This is a genomic window from Pacificispira sp. HM-600 (assembly GCF_977993705.1).
Window position 1 is genome coordinate 1962761 of sequence record NZ_OZ388079.1, and the last position, 17352, is coordinate 1980112.

The window sequence follows — 17352 nt, forward strand, 5'->3', positions numbered from 1 at the left end:
CCTTCGAGCCGCGCGCGCGTCGGGTCGACGTCGGCGGCTCTTCCAGACTGCGCCACCCGTTTCGGTAGCACCATCGGCGTTCGGGGTAGTTCCCACTACCCGTTCGGGTAGCGCGAATCGCGCCAGCGGCAGTTACCATCGACCGATGCCGCTGAAACGCGCGAAGAAGCCTCAGCCCGGCGAGGGGACCCTGCGCGGCGGGAGCGAGATGCGCGGATCGGATGCCGCCGGCACGACCGTGATCGCCGCTCTGGCCGAGATCGTCTCGGCGCCGCTGCCCGAGCTCGCCCGCGCGCTTTCGGAGTACCTCGCCCCGAAGATCCCGCATTCCGCGCTGATCATCCTGGCCGAGGATGACGTGAGTCATCCGCTCAAACACCACGGTGATCCCGATCTCGCGTCGCGAGTCGTGCTCTCCGAGATGGTGGAGGCACGGGCGTCTCTCGCCGGACCGGGTGTCGGTCGCGAGCGGGTCGTTCTCGGCGGGGAGCTGCGGGACGCGGTGCTGGCGCTGTCCGAGACCGGGCCGTTGCTCGTGCTGGTCGATCCCGGCCCCGGCCCCGGCCCCGGCCCCGGCATCGACATTGGCATCGGCCAAGCCATCGCGGCCGATCCGCGCAGCGAGGACGAGCTGCTGCAACTCTGGCGGATCGTCGCGGTGCGGATCCGACAGCCGGCACGGGACGCATCGCCGAGTTATCTGCTCGAGTCGCGAGCCGCGGCCGGAGTGCGCGCCGAGGTCGTCGCCGAGCTCAGCGACAGCCACTCGCGCACCCTGGAGGCACTGCTCGCGGTGCTGCGATCGCCCTCGACCGACGACCACGCCGCCCGCCAGGCCGCCGTCGGTGTCGCGGCGCACGCAATGGTGCAGCTGCGCACCTCGACCGATCTCGTCCGCACCTTCACGGAAGAGCCGGTCACCTCCGCGTTCGAGCGGCTGCGTGATGATCTCGTGCCACTCGTGCGCTATCGCGACGTGGACGTGCAGTTCGTCGAACCGCCCGTGGACGGGCGGGCGCTGCCGAGCGAGATCGCCCACGGTGCCCGCGCGATCGTGCGCCGTGCGATTCTGGCATCCGTCGAACAACCGGGCACGTCCCGGGTGCGGGTCAAGTGGGACTGCGACGGCCGCAACCTTCTGATCAGCGTTCGTGACGACGGCCCCGGCGACGAATCGCTCGGCGACGACGCCCTCTATGAACTCCGACAGCGGGTCTCGGCCGTCAACGGCGAGATGACCCTCGCGGCGACCGAGGGATGGGGCTCCGAGCTATCGGTCGTGATGCCGCTCGACCCTCCCCATACCCACGGCGATGACCCGCTCATCGCGCGGCTCGGTCCGCGAGAGCTCGAGATCCTCGAGCTGATGACGCAGGGCCTACGCAACCGGGCGATCGCGGCCCGGCTGGGGATCAGCGAGAACACGGTCAAGTTCCACGTCTCGAAGGTCTTCCGCAAGCTCGGGGTCACCTCGCGCTCCGAGGCGACCGCACTCATCGCCGCGGGCCGCGCCCACCGTTGAGTCAGGCCCGCGCGAGTCGCCAGACGCGGTCGCGCGAGAACGGCTGCTCGTACGGGCGTCGTCCGAGTGCGCGGGCGATTGCGTTGCCGATCGCGGGCGCGACGGGGTTGTACGGCGACTCGCTCATCGACTTCGCACCGAACGGACCGAGGTCGTCGCTCGTATCAGCGAAGTAGACCTCGGTGTCGGGAATGTCGGCGAACTGCGGCACGCGGTAGGTGCGGAACATCGGGTTCACCACGCCGCCGCGGTCGTCGACATAGACCTCTTCGTAGAGCGCGCTGCCGACGCCCTGCGCCACTCCGCCTTCGATCTGCCCGCGGCACTGCGCCGGATTCATGACGAAGCCCGCGTCTGCGGCGTGCACCGACTGCAGGATGCGCACGGATCCGGTGGATGGCTCGACCGCGACCCGTACGGCGTGAACGTTGAAGGCGAGCGAGCGCTCCTCGCCGTATTCGGCGCCGTCAGCGGTCAGGCCCTCGGGCCGAACGCCCGTGCTCGGGTTCGGAGCCGCCGCCGCAGCAGCAGCGACGATCTCGCCGAGCGACACGACCCCCGACGGCGTACGCACCCCCTCGGGCGTGAGCGTGCACGCGCCGGGTTCGGAGCCGTTCAGGGCGGCGGCGATCCCGAGCATCCGGTCGCGCAGCGCGACGCACGCGGCGTACACAGCCTTGCCCGCGACGGTCGTGCCCGCCGATGCGAACGCACCGGTGTCATGTGCGACCCCGTCCGTATCGGCATGCTTCAGCGTCACGCGCCCGCCGTCGACGCCGAAGACGGATGCCGCGATCTGGCGCTGCACGGTGGTGGTGCCGTTGCCGAATTCGGCCGTGCCGGTGTGGAGCTCATACGTTCCGTCGGGCCAGAGCGTCGCGGTGGCGTGCGCGATATGTCCGCGCGGGGCCATCGTCGCGATCAGCGTCGAGGCCATGCCCTCGCCGACGAGCCAGCCATCCGGTGCCGTCACGCCATTGCCCCGAGCCAGGGCGCCCTGCGCGAGGTCGAGGCACTGGTCCAGGCCGTAGCTGCCCCAGCGCACCTCGGGTTCGTGTTCGGCGTGCCACGCGAGCAGGGGGTCGCCGTCGCGGACGGCGTTGATGCGGCGCAGCTCGAACGGGTCGATGTCGAGGCGTTGGGCGAGCAGGTCCAATGCGGATTCGACGCCGAGCTGCACCTGCCCCAGGCCGTACCCGCGGAACGCGCCCGACGGAACATTGTTTGTGTACACGGCCTCGGCATCAACACGTTTCGCCGGGGCGTTGTAGAGGCTGATCGACTCGGAACAGCCATGGAACAGCACGCCGATCGCGTGGTTGCCGTACGCGCCGGTGTCACTCAGCACATCGAGCTTGATCGCGGTCAGGGTTCCGTCCTCATTGGCGCCGAGCTCGACCGAAACCCGCATGGGGTGGCGCAGCGACGCCCGCTGGAACTGATCGGTGCGAGAGAACTCGTACGCGACGGGACGTCCGGTGCGCAGCACGGCAAGGGCCACCAGGTCCTCCGTGAAGATCTCCTGCTTGCCGCCGAAGCCGCCGCCCACGCGGGGTGCGTAGACGCGCAGGCGCTCGCGCGGCAGATCGAAGACGTGGGCCAGTTCGTCACGCGTGAGGAATGGTACCTGGGTGCTGGAGCGGATGACCAGACGGTCGTCTTCGTCCATCCAGCCCACGGATCCGTGCGTTTCGAGCTGTGCGTGACTGACCCGGGACGTCTGCCAGGTTCCACCGACGCGGATCGCGCTGGCGGCGAGGGCCGCTTCGATATCGCCCCCGTATCCATCGTGGAGCGCGGCGACGACGTTGCGCGACGCATCCGCGACACGGTCGTCGGGTGTCCGATCGGCGTGCAGCAACGGGGCACCCGGCATGCGGGCGGCTGCCGCATCGAAGACCGCGGGCAACACCTCGTACTCGACCTCGACCAGCCGACACGCTTGCTCGGCGGCCTGCGAGGTCTCGGCGACGACCGCCGCGACCCGTTGCCCGACGTGGCGAACGATGTCGTCGAGCACGCGGGTGTCGTCCGGGTCGTCGGTGCGATGTTCGTGCCGGGCAGAAGAGTACCGGGTGGCGGGAGCATCCTCATGCGTGAAAACCGCGACGACCCCCGGAACGGCGCGTGCGGCCGAAGTATCGATGGACAGGATGCGTGCGTGCGCATGTCGCGAGGTCACGACCCGCAGCACGAGGGCACCCGTGACGGGTTCATCGAAGGTGTAGGGCTCGCGACCCTGCACCACTCGCCGGGCGGGCTCGGGCGAGACCGAGGTGCCGACACCCGACGGTGTCGCCGTGGCGGCAGCGCCGCAGGAACCCTCGCATGAATCACCGCAGACGGATGTCGGGGCTCTGGCATCCGTCTGCGACATATCTTGTTCGGCGGCTTGACCGGCAACTTGTTCCGCGATGGCCGCTCTCCGCCCTGTCTCGTGCACGGCACCGATGATCGCCTCGCGGAGCGGGCGGTACCCGGTGCAACGGCAGAGGCTGCCCTTCATGCGGCGGTCGAGGTCCGGCAGATCGGCCTCGGTGAGGGTGGAGGCCGTGACGCTCATTCCCGGGGTGCAGAAACCGCACTGGAAGCCGAAGTTCTCGATGATCGCCTCTTGCACGGGATGGAGGTCATCGCCGGGGGCCAGGCCCGCGGCCGTCGTCACCGTGCTGCCGTCGACCCGCATCGCGGGGATGATGCACGAGTGCACCGGCTGGCCGTCGAGGATGACGGCGCACGCGCCGCAATCTCCCGCGTCGCACCCTTTCTTGACCTCGGTGTGGCCGTGCTCGCGCAGCAGCGTGCGCAGGCACTGACCCGGGCGTGGCTCTACCTCGACGGGTGCGCCGTTGATCTCGATCTTCATGCGGTGTTCCCAGAGTCGGCGGGCGCGGCGAGTTCGACGCGGATCCGCTCCGCGAGCTCGATGCTGACACCGCGACGCCAGTCGGCTGACCCGAGGGGATCGGTGTAGAAGTCCGGTGCCCCCGCGACATCGGTCGCGAGCTGCGCCGCCGCGGGAAGCGCCGGATAGCGCAGAACGGTCGGCGTGAGGGTCGCGGCGGTGACGCTGAAAACGGCGCACCCATCGCGGTCGATCCGTCCGGTCACGACCGCTCCCGAACGGCCCAGCTCGGCGAGGGCGATCTTGCGCATGACGGCGCGGGATCGGAGAGCATGCGCGGGGAGATTGACGGCGCGGACAACCTCGCCGCGGGCGAGATCATTCGTGCCGTTGCCCGTCATGAGCTCGGCGACGGGGGTGCGGCGCTCGCCGCCGTTCGGCGTCCAGATCACGGCCTCGCCATCGAGCGCCGACGCGAGAGACACGATCGCGCCCGCGGAGAATGAGCGGCAGACGTTTCCCCCGACCGTCGCGGTGTTCCAGATCTTGAACGAGGCCAGCAGGGCGTTCGCAGCGACGGGGAAGAGAGCGACGGCGGACCAGTCGGCCGGGGCCACGGCATCCGTCGTCCGTCCCTCGGCGAAGGCGACGAGCGTGGCGATCGTGCAGGTCGCGCCGATCGTCAGCCCGGCCGCCGTTACCTCGAGATCACGCCAGCCCATCGTCGTCAGGTCGACCAGGCCGGTGGCGTGGGACTGTGGTTCGCCGAAGAGCCAGGTCCCGCCGCCGAGGATGATCTCGCCTGGGGCGAGGGCGAGGTCGGCGCGGCTGGTCGCGCGCCGGAAGCTCGTGATGGTGTTCAGGTCCACCAGCCCTCCTTCCGCGGATGCGTCGCCGCATCCGTCCATCCAACCAGCGCCCGATTTCGTGAGTGTTTCACGTGCAACCGTGCACTCGGGCCGTTGACGTGCAACTGCGCGCTGGGGCGTCGGGGATTCCGACGCCCCAGGTTGATCGGCGCACCCAGAATGCAGCGCGCGATGCCTACAGCTCGAGTTCGACAGCCGTTTCGAGGGCGGCCTCGATGCTCCGCATCCAGCCGTCCTTGAGCGCGGAGTTCTTCTCGTCGTAGAGTGATGCGCCGTCGACCAGGTTGCTGGACGCGGCGCACACCATGCCGGCACGCAGGCCACGCAGCCGCGCGACGATGTACAGAGCGGATGCCTCCATCTCGACGTTGAGAATGCCCATACGGTTCAGCTCGGCGATCCATTCCGGTGTTTCCGCGTAGAACGCGTCGTCGCTCACGCTGATTCCCCGGAAGGAATGTGTTCCCGACGCCGCGGCGATCCGCTCCGAATGACGCGCCAGCGCCAGCGTGAGCTCGAGGTCGGGGACCGCCGGGAAACCCTTCGGGAGATACGCATCCGTCGTGCCGTCGTTGCGGAAGCTGCCCTCGCTGACGAGCAGGTCTCCGGGCGCTATGCCCGGCTGCAGCCCCGCCGAGCTGCCGACGCGGATGAACGAGGTGACACCGACACGGGCCAATTCCTCGACGGCGATCGCGGTAGACGGGCACCCCATTCCGGTCGAGGTCGCGGTGATGTGCCGGCCCTTGTACCAGCCCGTCATGGTGCGGTGCTCGCGGTTGTGCGCGACCTCGCGTACCTCCGTCAAGAACTCCGCGACGAACGGAACCCGAAACGGATCGCCGGGCAGCAGGGCCACGGACGAGACCTCGCCGGGCGCGATACCGATGTGGTACTGCCGCGCGTTCAGGCCCGCTTGGGACTTATCGACGGGCATGGATGTGGGCGTGGATGCAGATGTGGACACGGGGGCCTCCGGGGTGCTGTGACGGGTGAAGTCAGCAGTCCCCGCCCTGAGCCACCGGCTCGGTTCACCGACGATCGCCGGGAGGTCATGGTTGTTAGGACACGCAGTGCGGAGAGCGTAGCACCGGCCCCGAGGCGGGCGGATCGTCGCTCTCGCGGGACGACCTGTCGGCGAAACACCGGACGTGCGGCCAGACACCCCGTGGCAGGGGTGTCTGGCCGCGCGCGGGGTGTTTCGGTGGCAACCGAGCCCGAGCCCGACCGCGAGCTCGAGCCCGCGACTAGAAGGGCGAGCAGGTCGGAGCTGGGATGCCGGCGCCGCCGGGGGTGCGGGCGTGGATCGGGCCGCGTGCATCCCGCAACGGGCCACCCGATGTCCCGTGTCGCGCTGCGATGATCTCGGCAATGGCGGCGACGGCGGCTTCTTCGGGTGACGAACCGCCGAGGTCCAGTCCGAGCGGAGAGTGCAGGCGGGCCAGGTCGGCGTCCGTCACCCCGCGCTCGCGCAGCGCGATCGCACGCTGCGCGACCGTGCTCCGAGCACCCATCGCGCCGACGAAACCGACGTTCATGCCGAGCGCGGCATGAAGCGCGGGGATGTCGATGCGTTCGTCGTGGGAGAGCACGCAGACGGCCGTTCGAGCATCGACAGAACTGACTTCCGCGGCAAGCGACGTCAGATACTCGCCGGGATCGGCGATCACGATGTCGGTCGCGTCGGGGAAGCGCTCCGAGGTCGCCAGCAAGGGCCAGGGGTCGCACACGGTGACCGCGTATCCCGCCGCGCTGGCCACCCGGCACAGCGCTGCCGCGTGTTCCCCCGCACCCACGATGATCAGGCGGGCGCGGGGAGCCCGAGACACCGCGAGCCAGGTGCGGTCAGCGATCGGGACCGTCTCGGCCAACAGCGCCGCCGCATCCAATTCGGCGAGCGCCTCGGCAGCGACTCGTGAGAGGACGGATGCGTCGGCCACGGTGCCCACGTGAGGCGTGCCGATGCCGAGGGCGATGGTCACGCGCTCATCGCGGGCCGCCATCTCCAGTGCGTGCCGCGCCACCTCATCGTCGGGTCGCAGGACATACGCGAGCACATCCACTTCGCCGCCACACGCGAGGCCCGCGGCGTGCGCGCGCTCGTCGCTGAACCCGAAACGGGCCGCGCGGGCGACTCCGTCGGCCAGCACGGCATGGGCGAGCACGATCGCGTCGCCCTCGACGCAGCCCCCGGAGATCGAGCCGATCACCGAGCCATCCGCCGTGACGGCCATCGACGCACCGACACCCCGCGGAGCGCTGCGCGCGACACGTGTCACCGTGACCACAGCGACCGACTCGCCAACGCTGAGGTGCGGCAGCAGGTCTGCGGCGAGTTCGAGCATCCTGCAACGCTAGCCGCGCGATGTTTCCTGCGCGATACGCTGACGGCACCATGCGCCCGCCGGACTTCGAGCTCACCGATCAGGCGTCCGGTGCCGTGCTCGGCCTCGTGCTCGCTGCCGGCGCTGGTACACGGTTCGGCGGTCCGAAGGCCCTGGCCCGAGACGGCAACGGCATGCCGTGGGTCGTTCGTGCCGTGCGTACCCTCCGCGCCGGGGGCTGCGGTCAGGTGCTCGTGGCGCTCGGGGCCTCGGCGACGGAAGCCCGCGACCTCGTTCCGCCGAATGCCGAGATCGTTGTCGTGCCCGACTGGCGGCTCGGCCTGTCGGCCACGATCTCGAAAGGGCTCGCCGCGGCGGGCGAGCGATCCGCGTCAGCCCTCGTGATCATGCCGGTGGACACCCCGGATGCTCCGCCCGCCGTCGTCCGCCGGGTCATCGCCGCCGCGGCCGTCGCGCCGAGGCGGGCACTCGTGCAGGCGACGTACGGCGGCGACCCCGGTCATCCGGTCCTCATCGGTGCCGAGCATTTCGTTCCGCTCTCACACGCACTGTCGGGGGATCGCGGCGCGAGAGCCTACCTTGCGCGCCACCACGCGCTCGCGGTCTCGTGCGAAGACCTCTGGTCGGGCGACGACATCGACACTCCGTCCTTCACCGACCGCTGAGCCACGGGTGGGGCGCGATCAGCCGCCGATCACGATGTTGAGCGGCGGCGCGCCCCGCAGCATCCGCTCGATCTGCCGACGGATCAGGCGAGCCGCACGCGGCCGCATCGCCGATGTCAATCCGCCGACATGCGGCGCGATCAATACCCCGGGAGTCGTCCAGAGGGGATGCCCCGCGGGCAGCGGCTCCGGATCGGTGACGTCGAGCGCGGCGCGGATGCGGCCACGGCCCGCGTGATCGACCAGCGCGGCGGTGTCGATCAAAGAGCCACGGCCCACGTTGATCACCAGCGCACCATCCGGCAACGCAGACAGCACGGCGTCGTCGACGATGTGCCGCGTCGCATCTCCACCGGGCAGAGTCAGGATGACGATGTCGGCATGGGGGAGCAACTCCGGCAGTTCGTCGACACCGTGCACGTGCACCCCGTCCTCGTCGCGGGCGTGCGTCGCCACCGGCACGAGATCGACCTCGAAGGGCGCGAGGCGTGCGGCCGTCGCCTTTCCGACACCGCCGTAACCGAGCAGCAACACACGCTGGTCGGCGAGGCCGGTGCTCGCTTCCTGCATCCAGGTCTGAGTGGCCTGCGCGTGTACGAGCTCGGGGATGCGCCGCTGCGCCGCGAGAGCGAGTGTCAGCGCCAACTCGGAGGTGGCCGTCTCGTGCACCGACGCGGCATTGGCGAACTGTCGCCCGGGCGGTAGGTGATCCGCGACTCCGTCGTAGCCGATGGATTGTCCCTGCAGCACGCCGGTCTCGACGCCTTCGAGCCAGTGGAAGCCGCTTCCGCCCGACATGTATGGCACGACCACGAGGTCGAGGTGTTTTCGTGGCGCGGGCCCGTCCATCGGCCACACCAGAACGTCCACGCCATTCGGCACGGGACCGAGGTCCTCGAGAACTTGGGGGGAGGGAACGGTAACGGTGAGCGTGCGGAGTGCGCGGTTCATCCTTCGACGCTAGCGGGCTCCGTCGGGGTCAGGCGTTTTGCAGAACGGCCTCTATGGCACTGGCGAAGAAGATGCGTCCGTCTTCGCCCGAGCGCATCGCGACCGACGTGTCCGGCCCGAAGCCCGGTTCGACGGCGTGCTCGGGGTGCGGCATCAGGCCGACGACGTTGCCGCGGGCGTTCGTCACGCCGGCGATGTCGCGCAGCGAGCCGTTCGGGTTCACTCCGACGTAGCGGAATGCGACCTGCCCTTCGCCTTCGATGCGGTCGAGCGTCTCGTCGTCGGCGATGTAGCCGCCGTCCGCGTTCTTCAGCGGGATGACGATCTCTTGAGCCGGCTGGAACCCGTTGGTCCACGCGGTGTCGGTGTTCTCCACGCGCAGCCGCTGGTCGCGACGGATGAACTGCTGGTGGGCATTGCGGATGAGTCCGCCCGGCAGCAGGTGTGCCTCGACGAGCATCTGGAAGCCGTTGCAGATACCGAGCACCGGCATCCCCTTGTCGGCCGCGTCGCGGATGTCGGTCATGATCGGCGCGCGCGCGGCGATTGCACCGGCGCGCAGGTAGTCGCCGTAGCTGAACCCGCCCGGCAGAATGATCGCGTCGACGCCGTGGAGGTCGTGATCGCCGTGCCAGAGCGCGACCGGCTCGCCGCCCGCGAGGCGCACCGCGCGGCGGGCGTCGGAGTCGTCGAGGGATCCCGGGAAGGTGACGACCCCGATGCGGGGGAGGCTCACTCGCCGACCGTGCCTTCTACGACCGTGCCTTCTGCGCGCGTGCTTTCTGCGCGCGTGCTTTCGACGACCGAGATCTCGACGACGTCCTCGATGACCGAGTTCGAGAGGATCTCGTCGGCGATGCGGCGTGCGGTCGCGAGAACGTCCTCGGTGACCTCGCCGTCGACGGTGAGTTCGAAACGCTTACCCATGCGGACAGCGCTGAAATCTTCGACCCCGAGACGCGAAAGCGCGCCCGTGACGGCTTTTCCCTGCGGGTCGAGCAGCTCTGCCTTGGGCATGACGTCGACGACGATGGTGGGCATGTGACGGCTCCGACTGTGGGGGGCGGGGGTGCCCGACCAGTCTAGGGGCGGTCGCATCCGCGGTCCGATTGAAGCATTCGATTGCCCGTGATCCAATCGTGATAAACGATATGGGAGCGCTCTCTTGATATTCATGGGACCGCTCCCATAGTTTTGGCTCACCCCGATGGGAGCGATCCCACGGAAGGCATGTCGACGGGAACGAGCCCGGCGTCACAGCAATACACATCGACCACATCACGAAGGAGTGACCGTGAATTCACGCGCCGTGCGCAGGGCTGCAACGATCGTCGCCGCCGTATCCGCTTCCGCTATCGTCCTTGCCGGCTGTTCCGGCGGAGGGAGCGATTCGCCTTCGGGGGGATCCGACGAGGAGATCACCCTCACGATCGCCACGTTCAACAACTTTGGCTACACGGACGAGTTCCTCCAGAAGTACGAGGACGAGAACCCGGGCATCACGATCGTCCACAACAAGGCCGCTGAGTCCGGCGACGCCCGCAAGAACTTCTTCCAGAAGCTCGGCAAGGATGGCCTCGCCGACATCGAGGCCGTCGAGGTCGACTGGCTGTCCGAGGCCATGCAGTACTCCGACCTGCTCGCCCCGGTTCCCGACGACCTCAAGGGTCGCTGGATCGATTGGAAGGAAGCCGCCGCGACCGATCCCGACGGCAACCTGATCGGCTACGGCACCGACATCGGCCCGCAGGCGATCTGCTACCGGGCTGACCTGTTCGAGGCTGCCGGCCTGCCGAGCGACCCGACCGAGGTCGCCGCGCTGTTCGACGGCGGTTGGGACACCTATTTCGACGTCGCCGACCAGTACAAGGCGGCCACGGGCAAGACGATGATCGACTCGGCCAATTCGGTGCTTCAGGGCATCGTGAACCAGATGGAGTACACGTACGACAAGCCCGACGGCACCGTCATCGCGACGACGAACCCCGAAATCGAGGACGCTTACACCTCCGTCGTCGAGCGAGCCATCCCGAACGCCGCCTACTCGTCCCAGTGGGGCGATGACTGGATCGCGTCGTTCCAGAACGACGAGTTCGCCACGGTCCTCTGCCCCGGCTGGATGCAGGGCATCATCGAGGGTTACGCACCCGATGTCACGACCTGGAACATCGCCAATGTCTTCCCGAACGGTGGCGGTAACTGGGGGGGTTCGTACCTGACTGTCCCGGCGAACGGTAAGAACGTCGAGGCGGCCCAGGAGCTGGCCGCCTGGCTTTCCGCTCCCGAGCAGCAGGTCGACGCGTTCCTGAACGTCAGCGCGTTCCCGAGCCAGACAGAGGCATACAGCGACACCAAGCTGACGGACCACACGAACGCGTACTTCAACGGAGCGAAGACCGGCGAGATCGGTGCCGACCGCGCCGAGGCCGTGACGGTCCGTCCGTACAAGAGCGCGAACTACTTCAAGTACCACGACGGTCTGCAGAACGCGGTCAACCGCGTCTTCGACGGAACCGAGGACGCGACCAGCTCGTGGAACACGTGGGTCACAGAGGTCGAAGCGTTCTGATGGTCTGAGTGATGCGGGCCGCGCCCAGCGGTGCGGCCCGCATCACTCGTTTTCCGTGACCGCTACCCCCTGCCACCGAGACCGAAGATACGGAGTCCCACGTGACCGCGACCGAGACCCGGCCCCGGGCGACGCCCCATCCCCGCCCCGAGCGGCAGGATCCCCCGAAGACGAAACTTCCGTTCCGGAGCAAGCTGACGCGGTGGGACCACAAGTACTCGCCCTACGTCTATATCGCGCCGTTCTTCATCCTCTTCGCGATCATCGGACTGTTTCCGATCATCTTCACGGCGGTGATCTCGTTTCAGGAATGGGACCTGGTCCGTAACTCTGGAACGTTCATCGGGTTCGAGCAGTACGCGTGGATCCTGAACGATCCGAAGTTCTGGACCGCGCTGCGCAACACCTTCAGCATCTTCTTGCTCTCGACGATCCCGCAGTTGGCCCTGGCGATCTTCATCGCGGCGATGCTCGACCGCAACATCCGCGGCAAAACCTTCTGGCGCATGAGCGTTCTGCTCCCGTATGTCATGGCGCCGGTCGCGGTGGCCCTGATCTTCAGCAACATGTTCGGCGACAACTACGGGCTCGTGAACGGCTTCCTGACCGACATCGGTCTTGCGCCCGTCCCCTGGCACAAGGATCCGTTCTGGAGCCACATCGCGATCGCGACCATGGTCAACTTCCGCTGGACCGGTTACAACGCCCTCATCCTGCTGGCCGCCATGCAGGCGGTGCCGCGCGAGTACTACGAGGCCGCGACCGTCGACGGTGCGAACGCCTTCCGCCAGTTCGTCAGCATCACGCTGCCGTCGCTGCGCCCGACGCTCATCTTCGTCGTCATCACGTCGACCATCGGCGGGCTCCAGATCTTCGACGAGCCGCGCATGTTCGACAACACGGGCGAGGGCGGTCCGGCGCAGCAATGGCTCACGATCACGCTGTACCTCTACAACATCGGTTGGGGCGAGTTCAACTTCGGCCGTGCGGCGGCGCTCGCGTGGATCCTGTTCGTCATCATCCTGGCCATCGGCCTTCTGAATCTGCTCATCACGCGACGGCTCGTGCGTGACGACGGGGGTGGTCGCGGCGTCGTACGCAACCGCAGGAGCCGCCGTGGCCGCAAGGGAGACGCATCGTGAGCGCTATCAGCACCCCGCCCCTGGCAGTCGTCGAAGAGAACCTCCCCAACGCGCGCCAGCGTCGTCGGGGCGAGAAGACGACCAAGATCCGCGGCATCCGCGCGGGAGTGTGGGTCTACATCGGTCTGGGCGTCGTCGTGGCCTCGGCGATCTTCCCGTATTACTGGTCGTTCCTCATCGGGTCGGGCACCGCCTCGACGATCAACGACCCGAACATGTCGTGGATCCCGGGCGGCAACTTCATCAGTAACGCACTGTCGGTCGTCGGCGATCCCGCCGTCAACTTCTGGGTCGCGCTCTGGAACTCGATCTTCAGTTCGACACTCATCGCGTCGTCCGTCGTGGTGTTCTCGACCCTCGCCGGCTGGGCGTTCGCGAAACTCCGCTTCCGCGGCGGAAAGTGGTTGCTGGCGTTCGTGGTTGCGACGATGGCGGTGCCGATGCAGCTCGGGGTCGTTCCGCTCTACATCCTGTTCGCCGATCTCGGCTGGACCGGCAACATCGGTGCGGTCATCGTCCCAGCGCTGACAAGCGCGTTCGGCGTCTTCTGGATGACGCAGTATCTCAGCCAGACCGTGCCCGACGAGCTCATCGAGGCCGCTCGCGTGGACGGCGCATCGATGCTGCGCACGTTCTGGACAGTCGGTGTCGTGGCTGCTCGACCGGCCGCCGCCATGCTCTTCCTCTTCACGTTCGTCGGCGCCTGGAATCAGTTTTTCTGGCCGTTCATCGTCCTCGACCGGCAGAGCCCGACGTTGCCCGTCGCGCTATCGCTGCTACAGGGCAACTATTTCGTCGACTATTCGATCGTCCTCGCCGGTGTGCTCCTCGCGACCATTCCGCTCCTGTTGCTCTTCGCTTTCGCCGGCAAGCAGCTCGTCAGCGGCATCATGGCCGGAGCAGTGAAGGGCTAGCATGAGCACCGATATCAGGAGGGCCCCCATGAGCATGACTGAGAGCACCGAGCGTTCGTTTCCCCCCGAGTTCCTCTTCGGGGCTGCGACCGCGGCTTATCAGATCGAAGGCGCTGCACACGAGGGTGGCCGCCGGGACTCGATCTGGGATGCCTTCTCGCGGGTCCCCGGGGCCGTCATCAATGCCGATAACGGCGACGTCGCGTGCGATCACTATCACCTGTACCGCGACGACGTCGCGCTGATGAAGTCGATGGGGCTGCAGACGTACCGCTTCTCGACATCGTGGTCGCGCGTTCGTCCCGACGGCGGGGCGTTGAATCCCGAGGGAGTGGACTTCTACAAGCGCCTGGTCGACGAGCTGTTGGGCGCCGACATCCTGCCGTGGCTGACCCTCTACCACTGGGACCTGCCGCAGGCGCTCGAGGAGCGTGGCGGATGGACCAACCGCGACACGGCCGACCGGTTCACCGAGTACGCGCTCGACATGCACGACGCCCTCGGTGATCGCGTGAATGTCTGGACCACGCTGAACGAGCCGTGGTGCTCGTCGTTCCTCAGCTACACGGCGGGAATTCACGCGCCCGGTCACTACAGCAAGACCGAGGGCATGCTGGCGGCGCATCACCTGCTGCTCGGTCACGGACAGACCGTGCGTGAGTTGCGGGCGCGGGATGCCTCCCTGAACCTCGGTGTCACGCTGAACCTCACGGTGGCCGATCCCGTCGACCCCACCGACCCGGCAGACCTTGACGCCGCGCGGCGCATCGACGGTCAGTTCAACCGGTGGTTCCTCGATCCGATCTTCCGCGGCACCTATCCGCAGGACATCTTCGACGAGATCGCCGACGATGCTCTGCGGGCGGCCATCTTGCCCGGCGATCTCGAGACGATCTCCACGCACATCGACACGCTGGGTGTGAACTACTACCACGGCGAGCTCGTCGGGGGTCGCCGTCCCGTCATCCCACCGACACCGGGGGATGCGCCGACCGACCGCCGGAGCGCTTCGCCCTTCCCGTCATCCGAGAACATCTACTGGCACGAGCGCGGGTTGCCGCGCACTCCGATGAACTGGGAGGTGCAGCCCGAGGGTTTGACGCGACTGCTCGTGCGCGTCTGGGAGGACTACGCAGAACCGGCCGGCACCTCGCTCTTCGTGACGGAGAACGGCGCCGCCTATAACGACGAAGCAGTGAACGAGGACGGCGTGGTGCGCGTGCACGACGATGAACGCGTCTCGTTCGTGCGCGCTCATCTGGGCGCGACGCTCGACGCGATCGAGGCGGGCGTCGACGTGCGCGGATACTTCTACTGGTCGTTGCTCGACAATTTCGAGTGGGCGTGGGGCTATGAGAAGCGTTTCGGTATCGTGCGCGTCGACTATGAGACTCAGGTGCGGTCGATCAAGGACAGCGGCCGGGAGTACTCTCGGATCATCGCGGAGCGCACGCTCGATGACGCTGCGAAGCAGGTCGACGCGGTCGATTAGGTCCCGCGCAGGAAGGCATGACATGGCCGACATCGGGACTCGCTCTTCGCAGGGAACTGCCACGATCGAAGAGGTCGCGGCGGCGGCAGGCGTCTCGCGGTCCACGGTCTCCCGGGTCGTGAACGGGTCGACCTCGGTCAGCCCGGCCGCGCTCGAGGCCGTCAACCGCGCGATCTCGAAACTGAATTACGTGCCCAATCGCGCCGCACGTTCTTTGGCGACCCGGCAGACCCACGCGATCGCGCTGGTCGTACCGGAAGAGACAACACGCTTCTTCGGGGACCCGTTCTTCGCCGCCATCGTCTTGGGCATCAACAATCGCGTCAATAAGTCCGACTACGTGCTCAACCTGTTCATCGCCAGCGACGACCCCGGCGATAAGACCACCAGCTACCTGCGCAGCGGCAGCGTCGACGGCGCGATCATCGTGTCGCACCACACGAGTGACACGTTCATCGACCGCATCGCGACGGCCGTTCCCGTCGTCTTCGGCGGTCGTCCCGTGCGTGCCCGCGAACGGGATTATTACGTCGACGTCGATAACGTGCGCGGTGGCCAGGAGGTTACCGAGTTCCTCATCGGTCGCGGGTACCGCCGGATCAGTATGATCTCGGGACCCCTGACCATGCCTGCCGGTGTGGACCGGCTCGAGGGGTTCCGTCAGGCGCTCGATGCCGCCGGTCTGGAGCCGGGGCCCGTCGAGGATGGAAATTTCACGGCGGACGGCGGTGCCCGCGCGATGGAGCGCATCCTCGAGGCACCCGAGCGCCCCGACGCGCTGTTCATCGCGAGTGACCTGATGGCGCGTGGTGCGCTCGCCGTGCTGGGACGTGCAGGCATCCGGGTTCCGGAAGACATCGCGATCGTCGGGTTCGATGACTCCCCGGTGGCCACGACTGTTTCGCCGCATCTGACGACGATGCGTCAGCCGTCGTTCACACAGGGAGAGCGCATGGCGGATGTACTCCTCGACCTGCTCGCCGATCGGGATCCGCCCCGGGTCACGATGTTGAACACGGAGCTCATCATCCGCGACTCGGTTCTTCCGGCGGGTCCCGGTCGGTGAGGCTGGGGCTGCCGCCCGGCGCGGGGCTTTAGCGGGAAGCGGTCACGTGGTCAGTCGCGAGAGCAGCTCGCGATATCGACCCGCGGTGCGCACCACGATCTCGTCGGGCAGCTCCGGCGGTTCGCCGGTGCGGTCCCAGTGTGCCGCCAGCCAGTCGCGCACGATCTGCTTGTCGAAGCTCGCCATCCGCTCGTCGGGTGTACCCCCACGCGCCCACGCCTCGGCATCCCAGTAGCGGGACGAGTCGCTCGTCAGTACCTCATCGGCCAGGCGCAGAACCCCCTGCTCGTCGGTGCCGAACTCGAACTTGGTATCGGCGAGGATCAGGCCGTGTGCGGCCGCGCGGCGGGCGGCGCGCTCGTAGATCTCGAGGGATGCGTCCCGCAGGGCGTGGGCGGCCTGCTCGCCGACCAGCTCGACGGTGCGCTCGAAGCTGATGTTCTCGTCGTGCTCGCCGAGCTCGGCCTTGAACGCGGGCGTGAAAATCGGTTCGGGGAGGCGGTCGCCGTTCTCGAGCCCCGCGGGCAGCGGGATGCCGCAGATCGTCCCCGCGGCTTGGTACTCGACCCACCCGGAGCCCGTCAGGTACCCGCGTACGACGCACTCGATCGGCAGCATGTCGAGGCGGCGCACCAGCATGGCCCGCCCCGCAACCTCGGCCGGGATGAGCCGCACGGGTTCGTCGTCGTCCGACAGGGCCGAGTCGGGGGCGAGGTGGTTCGGGACCGCCGGACCGCCGTCGCCGCCCTCCAGCAGATCGAACCACCACATGCTCAGTGTCGTGAGCAGCTCACCCTTGTCGGGAATCCCCGGCGACAACACGTGGTCGAAGGCACTCACACGATCGGATGCAACGACCAGCATCCGTTCTGCGCTGACACCATCCGGGGTGTCGGCCGGAACATACAGGTCCCGAACCTTTCCGGAGTAGACGTGGCGCCAGCCGGGAAGATCAGAGGAGGGGGTCACGCG

The 17352-nt window shown here is 67.9% G+C and carries 15 protein-coding genes; 7 read left to right on the plus strand and 8 right to left on the minus strand.

The features are described from left to right. Positions 1-145 precede the first annotated feature (145 nt). Complete coding sequence (locus ACXZ1E_RS09340) at positions 146-1522, plus strand: LuxR C-terminal-related transcriptional regulator (protein ID WP_458040254.1); 1377 nt, start codon at positions 146-148, stop codon at positions 1520-1522. A gap of 1 nt (position 1523) precedes the next feature. Here ACXZ1E_RS09340 and ACXZ1E_RS09345 read toward each other — a convergent pair whose 3' ends face one another. From ACXZ1E_RS09345 to ACXZ1E_RS09360, 4 genes are all read right to left on the minus strand, one after another. Then, positions 1524-4388 (minus strand): molybdopterin-dependent oxidoreductase, encoded by a 2865-nt coding sequence (locus ACXZ1E_RS09345; protein ID WP_458040255.1) that lies wholly within the window; start codon positions 4386-4388, stop codon positions 1524-1526. Beyond that, positions 4385-5236: an FAD binding domain-containing protein gene (locus tag ACXZ1E_RS09350; RefSeq protein ID WP_458040256.1), complete on the minus strand. Its 852-nt coding sequence runs from the start codon at positions 5234-5236 to the stop codon at positions 4385-4387. Before ACXZ1E_RS09350 ends, ACXZ1E_RS09345 begins: the two co-directional genes overlap by 4 nt. A 175-nt stretch (positions 5237-5411) precedes the next feature. Further along, entirely contained in the window at positions 5412-6203 is a 792-nt protein-coding gene (locus tag ACXZ1E_RS09355) for a nucleoside phosphorylase (RefSeq protein ID WP_458040257.1), read from the minus strand. 280 nt (positions 6204-6483) lie between these two features. Next, a complete protein-coding gene (locus ACXZ1E_RS09360) occupies positions 6484-7581 on the minus strand; it encodes an XdhC family protein (protein ID WP_458040258.1) in 1098 nt (365 codons plus the stop codon). A gap of 50 nt (positions 7582-7631) precedes the next feature. On the opposite strand from ACXZ1E_RS09360, the gene ACXZ1E_RS09365 reads away from it, so the two are divergent. Then, positions 7632-8246: a nucleotidyltransferase family protein gene (locus tag ACXZ1E_RS09365; RefSeq protein WP_458040259.1), complete on the plus strand. Its 615-nt coding sequence runs from the start codon at positions 7632-7634 to the stop codon at positions 8244-8246. An 18-nt stretch (positions 8247-8264) separates the two neighbouring features. Here ACXZ1E_RS09365 and ACXZ1E_RS09370 read toward each other — a convergent pair whose 3' ends face one another. From ACXZ1E_RS09370 to purS, 3 genes are read right to left on the minus strand one after another with little or no spacing between them, the layout of a single operon-like run. After that, the gene (locus ACXZ1E_RS09370; protein WP_458040260.1) at positions 8265-9197 is read right to left on the minus strand and encodes a 2-hydroxyacid dehydrogenase; all 933 of its coding nucleotides are present in this window, start codon (positions 9195-9197) and stop codon (positions 8265-8267) included. Between the two features lie 28 nt (positions 9198-9225). After that, on the minus strand, positions 9226-9933 hold the full coding sequence (gene purQ, locus ACXZ1E_RS09375) for a phosphoribosylformylglycinamidine synthase subunit PurQ (RefSeq protein WP_458040261.1): 708 nt from the start codon (positions 9931-9933) through the stop codon (positions 9226-9228). Then, complete coding sequence (purS, locus tag ACXZ1E_RS09380; protein WP_458040262.1) at positions 9930-10238, minus strand: phosphoribosylformylglycinamidine synthase subunit PurS; 309 nt, start codon at positions 10236-10238, stop codon at positions 9930-9932. Before purS ends, purQ begins: the two co-directional genes overlap by 4 nt. Positions 10239-10491: 253 nt before the next feature. On the opposite strand from purS, the gene ACXZ1E_RS09385 reads away from it, so the two are divergent. From ACXZ1E_RS09385 to ACXZ1E_RS09405, 5 genes are all read left to right on the plus strand, one after another. Then, positions 10492-11766: an ABC transporter substrate-binding protein gene (locus tag ACXZ1E_RS09385; RefSeq protein WP_458040263.1), complete on the plus strand. Its 1275-nt coding sequence runs from the start codon at positions 10492-10494 to the stop codon at positions 11764-11766. Positions 11767-11867: 101 nt separating this feature from the next. Beyond that, on the plus strand, positions 11868-12908 hold the full coding sequence (locus ACXZ1E_RS09390) for a carbohydrate ABC transporter permease (protein WP_458040264.1): 1041 nt from the start codon (positions 11868-11870) through the stop codon (positions 12906-12908). Beyond that, the gene (locus tag ACXZ1E_RS09395) at positions 12905-13822 is read left to right on the plus strand and encodes a carbohydrate ABC transporter permease (RefSeq protein WP_458040265.1); all 918 of its coding nucleotides are present in this window, start codon (positions 12905-12907) and stop codon (positions 13820-13822) included. The genes ACXZ1E_RS09390 and ACXZ1E_RS09395 overlap by 4 nt, the downstream gene beginning before the upstream one ends. Positions 13823-13850: 28 nt before the next feature. After that, complete coding sequence (locus ACXZ1E_RS09400) at positions 13851-15314, plus strand: GH1 family beta-glucosidase (protein WP_458351934.1); 1464 nt, start codon at positions 13851-13853, stop codon at positions 15312-15314. Between the two features lie 22 nt (positions 15315-15336). Next, on the plus strand, positions 15337-16380 hold the full coding sequence (locus ACXZ1E_RS09405; protein WP_458040266.1) for a LacI family DNA-binding transcriptional regulator: 1044 nt from the start codon (positions 15337-15339) through the stop codon (positions 16378-16380). Positions 16381-16422: 42 nt separating this feature from the next. Here ACXZ1E_RS09405 and ACXZ1E_RS09410 read toward each other — a convergent pair whose 3' ends face one another. Continuing rightward, positions 16423-17349, minus strand: a complete 927-nt coding sequence (locus ACXZ1E_RS09410; RefSeq protein WP_458040267.1) for a phosphoribosylaminoimidazolesuccinocarboxamide synthase — start codon at positions 17347-17349, stop codon at positions 16423-16425. Between the last annotated feature and the right edge of the window lie 3 nt (positions 17350-17352).

Bases quoted from the DNA above. Each gene is read 5' to 3' on its own strand.
- ACXZ1E_RS09405 (WP_458040266.1), top strand. From the start codon at position 15,337: ATGGCCGACATCGGGACTCGCTCTTCGCAGGGAACTGCCACGATCGAA.
- ACXZ1E_RS09360 (WP_458040258.1), bottom strand. From the start codon at position 7,581: ATGCTCGAACTCGCCGCAGACCTGCTGCCGCACCTCAGCGTTGGCGAG.
- ACXZ1E_RS09370 (WP_458040260.1), bottom strand. From the start codon at position 9,197: ATGAACCGCGCACTCCGCACGCTCACCGTTACCGTTCCCTCCCCCCAA.
- ACXZ1E_RS09340 (WP_458040254.1), top strand. From the start codon at position 146: ATGCCGCTGAAACGCGCGAAGAAGCCTCAGCCCGGCGAGGGGACCCTG.
- ACXZ1E_RS09365 (WP_458040259.1), top strand. From the start codon at position 7,632: ATGCGCCCGCCGGACTTCGAGCTCACCGATCAGGCGTCCGGTGCCGTG.
- ACXZ1E_RS09400 (WP_458351934.1), top strand. From the start codon at position 13,851: ATGAGCATGACTGAGAGCACCGAGCGTTCGTTTCCCCCCGAGTTCCTC.
- purS (WP_458040262.1), bottom strand. From the start codon at position 10,238: ATGCCCACCATCGTCGTCGACGTCATGCCCAAGGCAGAGCTGCTCGAC.
- ACXZ1E_RS09345 (WP_458040255.1), bottom strand. From the start codon at position 4,388: ATGAAGATCGAGATCAACGGCGCACCCGTCGAGGTAGAGCCACGCCCG.